Annotated in this window: 10 protein-coding genes; 5 read left to right on the top strand and 5 right to left on the bottom strand. The window is 43.0% G+C overall.

What is annotated here, in order from left to right; translation table 11 throughout:
- Positions 1-59: 59 nt before the first annotated feature.
- The 4 genes from ccoP to ccoN are packed head-to-tail and all read right to left on the bottom strand — an operon-like array spanning position 60 to position 3,277.
- On the bottom strand, positions 60-1,034 hold the full coding sequence (gene ccoP / locus R8O70_RS15405) for a cytochrome-c oxidase, cbb3-type subunit III (RefSeq protein WP_005377487.1): 975 nt from the start codon (positions 1,032-1,034) through the stop codon (positions 60-62).
- Positions 1,034-1,207: a cbb3-type cytochrome oxidase subunit 3 gene (locus R8O70_RS15410; protein ID WP_005377485.1), complete on the bottom strand. Its 174-nt coding sequence runs from the start codon at positions 1,205-1,207 to the stop codon at positions 1,034-1,036. Before R8O70_RS15410 ends, ccoP begins: the two co-directional genes overlap by 1 nt.
- 9 nt (positions 1,208-1,216) lie before the next feature.
- A complete protein-coding gene (gene ccoO, locus R8O70_RS15415) occupies positions 1,217-1,837 on the bottom strand; it encodes a cytochrome-c oxidase, cbb3-type subunit II (RefSeq protein WP_005377475.1) in 621 nt (206 codons plus the stop codon).
- Between the two features lie 12 nt (positions 1,838-1,849).
- The gene (ccoN, locus tag R8O70_RS15420; RefSeq protein ID WP_005396488.1) at positions 1,850-3,277 is read right to left on the bottom strand and encodes a cytochrome-c oxidase, cbb3-type subunit I; all 1,428 of its coding nucleotides are present in this window, start codon (positions 3,275-3,277) and stop codon (positions 1,850-1,852) included.
- A 257-nt stretch (positions 3,278-3,534) separates the two neighbouring features.
- Here ccoN and R8O70_RS15425 point away from each other — a divergent pair, with 257 nt between their 5' ends.
- The 3 genes from R8O70_RS15425 to R8O70_RS15435 all read left to right on the top strand — a co-directional run bounded on the left by R8O70_RS15425 (position 3,535) and on the right by R8O70_RS15435 (position 6,897).
- The gene (locus R8O70_RS15425) at positions 3,535-3,891 is read left to right on the top strand and encodes a hypothetical protein (RefSeq protein WP_005377473.1); all 357 of its coding nucleotides are present in this window, start codon (positions 3,535-3,537) and stop codon (positions 3,889-3,891) included.
- Positions 3,892-4,004: 113 nt separating this feature from the next.
- Entirely contained in the window at positions 4,005-5,186 is a 1,182-nt protein-coding gene (locus R8O70_RS15430; protein WP_151514797.1) for an FIST signal transduction protein, read from the top strand.
- Positions 5,176-6,897 carry an ATP-binding protein gene (locus R8O70_RS15435; RefSeq protein ID WP_154204585.1) on the top strand — a complete coding sequence of 574 codons (1,722 nt, stop codon included), beginning with the start codon at positions 5,176-5,178 and terminating at the stop codon, positions 6,895-6,897. Before R8O70_RS15430 ends, R8O70_RS15435 begins: the two co-directional genes overlap by 11 nt.
- 173 nt (positions 6,898-7,070) lie before the next feature.
- Here R8O70_RS15435 and R8O70_RS15440 read toward each other — a convergent pair whose 3' ends face one another.
- Positions 7,071-7,439, bottom strand: a complete 369-nt coding sequence (locus tag R8O70_RS15440; protein ID WP_083151288.1) for a DUF3693 domain-containing protein — start codon at positions 7,437-7,439, stop codon at positions 7,071-7,073.
- A 198-nt stretch (positions 7,440-7,637) separates the two neighbouring features.
- Here R8O70_RS15440 and R8O70_RS15445 point away from each other — a divergent pair, with 198 nt between their 5' ends.
- A complete protein-coding gene (locus R8O70_RS15445; protein WP_213895332.1) occupies positions 7,638-7,940 on the top strand; it encodes a hypothetical protein in 303 nt (100 codons plus the stop codon).
- On the top strand, positions 7,940-9,132 hold a 1,193-nt coding region (locus R8O70_RS15450; protein WP_318184243.1), incomplete at its 3' end, for a replication endonuclease. The genes R8O70_RS15445 and R8O70_RS15450, both read left to right, overlap by 1 nt.

Below are 9,132 nucleotides of genomic sequence, written 5' to 3' on the forward strand. Positions count from 1 at the left end.
TAAAGGAAAGACAGCCCCTATGAAAGGGGCTGTTATTGCTATGTTACGTAATATCTCAGTTACTTACTCTCTGAGTTACTTAAACTCCAGACATATGAGGCAACGAGCTGAACTTTATCTTCACCCAAAATGTCTTTCCACGCAGGCATTACGCCTGAGCGTCCGTTCATTACGGTTTCTGTTACAGCTGCACGAGAGTCACCAAATAACCAGTCTTGGTCTGTAAGGTCAGGCGCACCGACTGCAGGGTTACCCTTACCATCGGTACCATGACAAGCTGCACACACTACGAAGCGTGCTTTACCTGCCGCGGCTTCACGAGCATTTACTTTACGACCAGATAGACTAAGTGTGTAACTTACAACTTCTTGAACACCTTGCTCACCAAGGGCATCTTTCCATGCTGGCATTTGACCAATACGGCCGTGCATGATGGTTGTAACGATCGCTGCTGGCTCGCCACCATATAGCCATGCATCATCAGTCAGGTTAGGGAAGCCTTTCTGACCACGTGCATCAGAGCCATGGCATTGAGAACAGTTTTGCAAAAACAAACGCTGACCAACTTTTAATGCTTCAGGATCTTGCGCAATTTCAGGAATTGGGCGTAGACCACTGTCATTGTGCGCAAGTTTACGGAATGCTTCGCCGAAGTAAGCGTCGGCATCATCCAGTTCTTTTGCATATTGGTTTAGTTGCTTGTTCTCTTGTGCTGCAGCGATGGCTTCTTTTGACTCTTCTAGTGAGCGAACGGTTTGAGCCGAACTCTGCCAGTTTAAAAAGCCCTTGAAGCTACCTAGACCTGGGAATAGGGCAAGGTAAACTGCTGCGAACACAAATGTGCTTACAAACAGGTAAGTCCACCACTTTGGTAGAGGGTTGTTTAGCTCGCGAATACCATCGTACTCGTGGCCCATGTCTTCCCCTTCCTCGACGCCCATTTTATCTTTAGCGCACCAAGTCAGGAGAATCGCACAGCCTACTAGCGTACCGACAGTAATCACGATAATCCAGAGACTCCAGAATGTAGTCATTACTTCTTCACTCCTTGGTTATTAGGGGTCTTTTGTTCTTCGTCAGCAAACACCAAGTTGGCATCTTCTTCAAAGCGTGCTTTACGCTTTTTACTAAATGCCCACCATACGATGCCAATAAAACTAGCGAAGAGTACAACGGTATAAATACTATGAATTGTACCGAAATCCATATGATCCCCTTACTTCATTGCATGACCAAGAGACTGAAGGTAAGCGATGATTGCATCCATCTCTGTTTTACCTTCTACTTCTTTAGCCGAATTCGCGATCTCTTCATCAGTGTATGGAACGCCGAACTGATCACGAAATAGCTCAAGTTTCTTCTGAGTTAGCTTACCGTCTAAAACGTTTTCAGCTAGCCACGGGAAACCTGGCATGTTTGACTCAGGTACAAGCTCACGAGGATCTAACAGGTGAACACGGTGCCATTCGTCAGAATAACGACCACCAACACGAGCTAAATCCGGGCCTGTACGCTTAGAGCCCCAAAGGAATGGGTGTTCCCAAACACTCTCACCAGCAACAGAGTAGTGACCGTAACGTTCAGTCTCTGAGCGGAAAGGACGAACCATCTGGCTGTGACAGACGTTACAACCTTCACGGATGTAGATATCACGGCCTTCCATCTCCAAAGGAGTGTAAGCGCGCAGATTTTCTACAGGTTCAGTCGTTTGCTTTTGGAAAATCAGAGGAGTGATCTCTACAAGAGCACCCCAACTGATAGCAAACACGATAAAAATAGCCAACAAACCGACATTACGTTCTAAGATTTCATGGCGATTATTAGAATTATTACTCATTCTTAAATCTCCTTATGCCGGATGTGGGATAGCTTTTAGGCTTTCTTTAGGTGCACTTACCGTTTTGTACGTGTTGTATGCCATTAGGAACATACCAGATAGGAAGATAAATCCGCCTAGGAAACGTACAAAGTAGAACGGATAAGACGCTTCTACAGATTCAACAAAACTGTAAGTTAGCGTACCGTCAGAGTTAACCGCGCGCCACATAAGACCTTGCATTACACCAGAGATCCACATCGCAACGATGTAAAGAACGGTACCGATTGTTGCTAGCCAGAAATGCACATTAACTAGACCAACAGAGTACATACGCTCTTGGCCAAATAGGCGAGGTACCAAGTGATATACAGAGCCGATAGAAACCATCGCAACCCAACCTAACGCACCAGAGTGAACGTGACCAATGGTCCAGTCTGTGTAGTGAGAAAGTGCGTTAACCGTCTTAATCGACATCATCGGGCCTTCAAAGGTAGACATACCGTAGAACGACAGTGAAACGATTAGGAAACGTAGGATAGGGTCATAACGAAGCTTATGCCATGCACCAGATAACGTCATAATACCGTTGATCATACCACCCCAAGAAGGAGCAAATAGAACCAGCGACATAACCATACCTAGAGACTGAGTCCAGTCTGGTAGCGCTGTATAATGAAGGTGGTGAGGGCCTGCCCAAATATATAGAGAAATAAGTGCCCAGAAGTGAACGATAGATAGACGGTAAGAATAAACAGGACGTTCAGCTTGTTTAGGAACGAAGTAGTACATCATACCTAGGAAACCAGCGGTCAGTAGGAAACCTACCGCATTGTGTCCATACCACCACTGAACCATCGCATCCACTGCGCCCGAGTAAATCGAGTAAGATTTACCAAGTGACACAGGAATAGCCATGCTGTTCACGATGTGAAGTACTGCTACTGTGATAATAAAGGCACCGAAGAACCAGTTTGCCACATAAATATGTGACGTGTTTCGCTTCACTAGTGTGCCGAAGAACACCACCGCATATGATACCCATACTAGCGCAATTGCGATATCAATAGGCCATTCTAGCTCAGCATACTCTTTACCCGATGTTAAACCGAGAGGCAAAGTAATGGCTGCTGCCAGGATGATTGCTTGCCAACCCCAAAAGGTGAAGGCAACGAGTGGGCCACCAAAAAGACGTGTTTGACATGTGCGCTGTACAACATAATAAGACGTTGCGAACAGAGCACTGGTACCAAACGCAAAAATTACCGCATTAGTATGCAGTGGACGTAAGCGACTGTACGTCAACCACGGCGTATCAAAGTTTAGCTGTGGCCAAACTAATTGAGCGGCAATCAAAACACCAACAGCCATACCAACTATGCCCCATAAAATGGTCACAAGGGTAAATTGGCGAACGACTGTATAGTTGTAGTTTTGTTCAAGCTGCTTTACTTGGCTCATTTGCATGCTTCCAATTTCTAATTAACTACACTTTTACTTCCAACACGACTTGCGTCGTAACACCACCCAAGTAAACTCTAGAATTCAAGTGTTATCATCACCTTATTTCCATTGCTGACTTTAATAAAAAGTGGCATTTTCAGCGTGACACTATACTTGAATTAACAATTCAATGACAGGGTAGTAACCTTACTGGACCTCTGGAAATCATTTTTTATTTAAAAAGTTTGAAGTTTGTAACAAGGATATTAGTAATTATGCCTGCACAAAAGTTAACAAAGGCGCGACTTGCACAAATCTTAATCATGCTCAGTGTTTTAATAGGCGCATTTTTCTGGCGTACCTTTACACACGAGAGTGTTAATAGCGTTGACTGTTCACAAAAAGAACGATGCGATGTAACAATTGAAGGAGAAATAATCACGATTAATCGTGACTCAATGGGAATTTCGCTCGAAACGACAGAAAGTAGCACTCTAAAAATTGATCTAAATCAATCTGGTAATTTTATCAATCTCAATGAGAAGCATAAGTCAGTAGAATGGGACATCATGCCTGAATCGAAAAAAATCACCTTTAAAAAAGGTGAAAACATTGTTGTAGTTCAATTATAAATACGATCTATCACGAGATAATCGTAACTTATTAATGAAATTAACACCTTCTTACCTAGAGAAAATTGGTTGGAATGGTATAACAGCAGAGTGATATCCAATTATAAAATCGTATGCATTGCCAATCAGTTTTTACTCATATTAAAGATGAAGACTCAGCGATAAAAACGCTCAGGTCCGAATTGACACAACAGAGCTTGTCTTACGTGATGTGTTACTACACGGAAGAATACAATTTTGAGTTGATTCGAGAAGCGTTTCTTGCGCATTTTCCTGGTGTGCCTTTTCATGGCGCCAGTTCATGTCAAGCCGTAATGACAGATCAGGGCTTTCATACAGGCCCAGTAATTGCGGCACTTGCTGTTTATGATACAGGTCCTCATGCTTATGGTACTGGTATTTCTAATCACAACTCAGGTGACAGCGTCACCAAGGCTTTGGATATGGCCCTTGAGAACGCAAACCGTGTAGGAGAAGTACCAAACTTAATTCTACTTCATGCTACACCAGGGCAAGAGGAATCAATCATTGCGTCTATAGATGAAAGATTTGGAACTCTAATTCCAATTATTGGTGGTTCGGCCGCTGATAATAACATCGCTGGGAAATGGTCTGTGATAACCGCCCAAGGCTCTCAAACTTCAGGTTTAAGCTTAACTCTCTTTTACTCCTCTCAACCTGTTGATATCGCTTTTAGCGCTGGACATACACCAACTAATATCAAAGGTGTTGCAACCAAGACCAACGATAGATGCTTACTTGAAATTGATAACGAACCTGCGCTCAATGTTTATAGAAGGTGGACAAATCACCAGGATAACCAAGTAGGTAAAGATAATATGCTGTTTACAAACTCGAGTGCTTATCCATTAGGGCGGATCGCAGGTCATCTCTATGATCGCCCATATTACAAGTTATCCCATCCGATCCGTGAGACGCAAGATGGTGGAATCGAGTTGTTTACACGAATAGAAGAGGGTGACGAGCTCACATTAATGAAAGGAAGTCGTGAGCATCTCGTTGCGCGCGCTGCAAAAGTCGTCAATGCCGCTTTTAACCAAAAATTAGAAGAGTCTCGAAAAATTGGAGTGATAAATATCTTTTGCGCAGGTCCCATGTTGCACTTAATGCAAGACATGAATAGCGTTTGTGAACAAATTAACCAAGAACTAGAACATTTGCCTTTTATTTGCCCTTTTACTTTCGGCGAGCAAGGTAGATTTATTGGTGGTGAGAATGGACATGGAAACCTGATGATTTCATCGGCTATATTCCATAAACCTTATGAAAGATAAATACTTAGACATATATCAACAGGAAGCGCTTCAAGAAGCGTTAGTTGAGCTAAAGCAGGCTAGACAAAGAGAACGACTACTCGCCGATGAAAACAAGGCCATTCTTTCCGCGATATCTGCGATGAGTGAGGCAAAGAATCGGCATGAGATATTTACGGGATTAAACAATGTCCTCAAAAAGTACATCAACTTCGATGATTTTATTGTACTGACTCGTGATGGTGAACGATATCCCTTCAGAACATTGATATCAACTAATAGCGTATTTGATAATGTATCCTGGTTACACGGTAACACCTATCAGAGAGCTCTCAATGGTGAATGCATTCTGCTGTTCGAGCCAGATAAACTCGCTGAGTTTGTTAACTTAAACAGCTTTATAAAAAGCCATGTAAACTCGGTCGTTTTAACTGGTATACGTTCAGAAGTAACGCAAACCGTAATCCTACTTATTGGAGCTCAGAAAGGGCACTTTAGCATAGAGAATAAGGAAACCTTGAGGCGGTTTCGTCCCTTAATTGAAAGGGCGGTCATTGATATCGAGACCAAAGAGAAGTTACAACGTATCGTTGAGGTAAGAACAACTCAGCTCGCTAAAGCAAGAGAAGAAGCAGAGCTTGCGAACCGCTCTAAGTCGGAGTTCTTAGCGATGATGAGTCATGAAATAAGAACCCCTTTAAATTCCGTTCTTGGAATGCTAGATATACTGAAGCAATCAACCTTGTCAGAAGAACAAATTGATGCTTTGAGCCAAATGGAGTGCTCTGCAGAGTTACTTCTCGCGATAATCAGTGACATTCTTGATCTTTCTAAAATCGAGTCAGGTCGCTTTCAGCTCAATGAACAATGGATTAACTTAAGAGACACTGTCACTTTTGTTATTTCTCAGCAAAAACAAATCGCTAAGAAGAAAAATCTTAAATTCAAGCTCAACTGTACTGTCACTAATGACAAACAATTTTGGATTGACTCCACGCGGTTATCTCAAATTCTGTTTAATCTAATAGGGAATGCAATAAAGTTTACAGACGAAGGTGAAGTAAAAGTTTCTGTATCTGAGCAAGATGCTGAACTTGTGATCTCAATATCTGACACTGGAATTGGTATATCTAAAGCAAAGCAAGAGCACTTGTTTACGGCATTTCATCAAGGAGACCGTTCCATCACGAGACGCTTCGGTGGTACAGGACTGGGGCTCGCAATAACCAAGCATTTAGTCGAAATGATGCGTGGCAAGATTGCCGTTAAAAGTGATGAGCATGTTGGTTCAACCTTTACGATTTCGATTCCAGTTTTGACTCGTTGTAATCAAAGTCGTCCAGTTAGAATCGAAACCAATCAACCGACAAAAGCAATGGAACTTCTCGTCGTAGAAGATACCGAGTCGAATCAGTTCGTAATAAAGCTTATCTTAAATAAGCTTGGCCATAATGTTCATATCGCAAGCCATGGAGCAGAGGCATTAACATTTTTAGAAGAGAATGAGGATTTAATCGATTTGATTCTCATGGATGTCTCGATGCCAGTGATGGATGGAATTACCGCAACAAGACTTATTCGAGATAAAGGTCTCAGGACCCCGATTATAGCGTTAACTGCACATGCGCTAGAAAGCGATAGAGATAAATGCCTGGATGCCGGTATGGACGGATTCATTTCCAAGCCAGTTAGAAGACAAGATATCTTTGAAGCTATACAGTCATTTCAATAAGTAAAAAGGCGTTAATATAGATCTTAACAATCGATAGATTATTAAGATCTATATTAAGTATTTTATGGTAAATAACGATTATGTTTAATGCTCACAGTAAGGCCCTTAAATTTAAAATCTGCAGGGGAATAGGAGCATACTCAGACAACATTTAGCGTACAGCAATATTTAATTTAACATAATATACATAATGCGCACTGTAATAGTGGTTCCTGTGGACTTGCAATCACTAAGGCTAATCCAGTGCAAGCCATTGAGATTCCTGATAATCCAAGCCCATTAAACTTTTTTGCAATTCCTTCCCATACTGCTTTTATCTGCGGATTATCATTGCGATCAGCGTGACAACCCAACAATGCAATCTCAGGGTCTAAACCTGATTGCTCTGCAAGAAAAATTGCTTGTGTATCAGTCATATAACGCTTTCCTTTGCGGAAATCACTGATTCTTTGCGGCGGCACATTCATATCCGCTGCAATTTGTTTGTCTTGTACGTAACTTTGAGCCTTTTTGTAGGCATCTAATAGTTTGTTCTGGTACATACCGCTTCCTCCATTTCCGTCAGTTTAGCTCATCAATCACCATTTTTGGTGTCTTGCGCTAACCAATTTTGGTGATTACGCTACTAACCAAATTTGGTTATTCAATCAGTATCAGATCGCCTTAGCTCTGGGCGTTTGCCCTTGACGCTTACGTCTTGGCTTCGGCGGTCGCTCTCACAACTAGTCAAGGTGGTTGTTATGTCAGAAGTCTCCAATACAAAAAAACTAGAAATATATCTGAATCGCGCTTGGAGTTTGTTTCTTGTCTCGGTTATTGCGGCGGGTATTTATTTCTTTGGTTCCCTTATCTACGACTCGTTTGAAATCCCATACGACGATTACGAAACTTTTGCGTTTTATCTTGACCATGAGTTTTGTGGCGAGTTGGCTCGCGACTATGCCTCTGACGGTCGCGTCACCGTTTACGAGTATCTGGTTGTTTCACATTGCTCTGGCAAAGATGAGAAGCGTAAATTCTACTCAGAGCTTGAGGCTCAATAATGCGTGAACTTGTTATTGATTTGGCATCAGGTAAACAAGAATGGATTGATTTTGTTCCTGTCCATTCTTGGGCTTCATGTGAGCACATTCCTGACAACTTATTCGACCATCGTTTTGAGTACGTCGACCACAGATTCACAACGCCTGAGGATTTCATTCCGTCGGCAGTGAAATCTGCAATGAGTGCGCCAATCTACTCACACGACCTGTCAGATTTTATTGAGCGCCCTACTTCTAACCCTTGTTTGGACTTGCCGAAGTCATTACACCGTAACGGCGACTTCGCTCGACACATGACACGCGCTTACACCGACATTCTGAAAACACGCAACGCTCTGGAAGCTGTACGCGCAGTTAACGACGCTCACGACCGTTTGACTGAGCACGGCTACAGCTACGCGATGTCAGATGAGCAAATTACCAATCTAGCCAAGCGCAAATCACGCGACTTTTCTCGCGTGTTAAGTGCGATTCCTCTTGAACAATCACAAGCGCGTTTTGATAAAGCGGTTCAACTTCTTGATTCATTAGGCTTGGCATTTTCACCTGAGCAAGTTCAATACGCAGAAAACAACTGTGAACTTTTCGCATTGGTGAACCGTGCGCTTGATGAGCATTGGCTTGTTCGTCAGCTGCGCCGTAAATGTGCTTACGAGGTTGAATGTGTTGCGCGTGATTTAGCGCTTGTTCAACGCCGTAAGCAAGTTTACTGCTCGGATTTTTCTCTAAGCCGTCAACGTGACCGCAATACGTCTAACCGCATCGCGCTAGAAAACACGATTGCTTACGATGAGGCTGACCCGTCTAACTACTTCACACTCAGTGAGTTATCGGCTAAGTCGGTTTCTAACGCTGAGATTCGCCGCGCTGAAATGTTTGTTCGTCTGCGTGGCTTTGAGGAAATCGCTCAAGAATCGAATCACGATGCGGTGTTCTTCACGGTAACAGCTCCGTCTCGTTTTCACTCTGTTTCTAAGAGTGACATCAACCCTAAATGGCTTGAGGCTGGCAAGCCTGACGCGAAATCAGCTCACGCTTACTTAATGGGCGTTTGGGCGAATCTTCGTAAGTCGATTGATAAGAGCAAAATCAAGGTTTACGGGATGCGCATTGTTGAGCCTCACCAAGACGGCACGCCGCATCACCACTTGTTGCTGTTCATGGAAAAATCCGCACGCAAATTTGTGACGTC

The sequence above is a fragment of the Vibrio sp. 779(2023) genome (assembly GCF_033344285.1).
In the GTDB taxonomy this organism is placed as follows: domain Bacteria; phylum Pseudomonadota; class Gammaproteobacteria; order Enterobacterales; family Vibrionaceae; genus Vibrio; species Vibrio alginolyticus.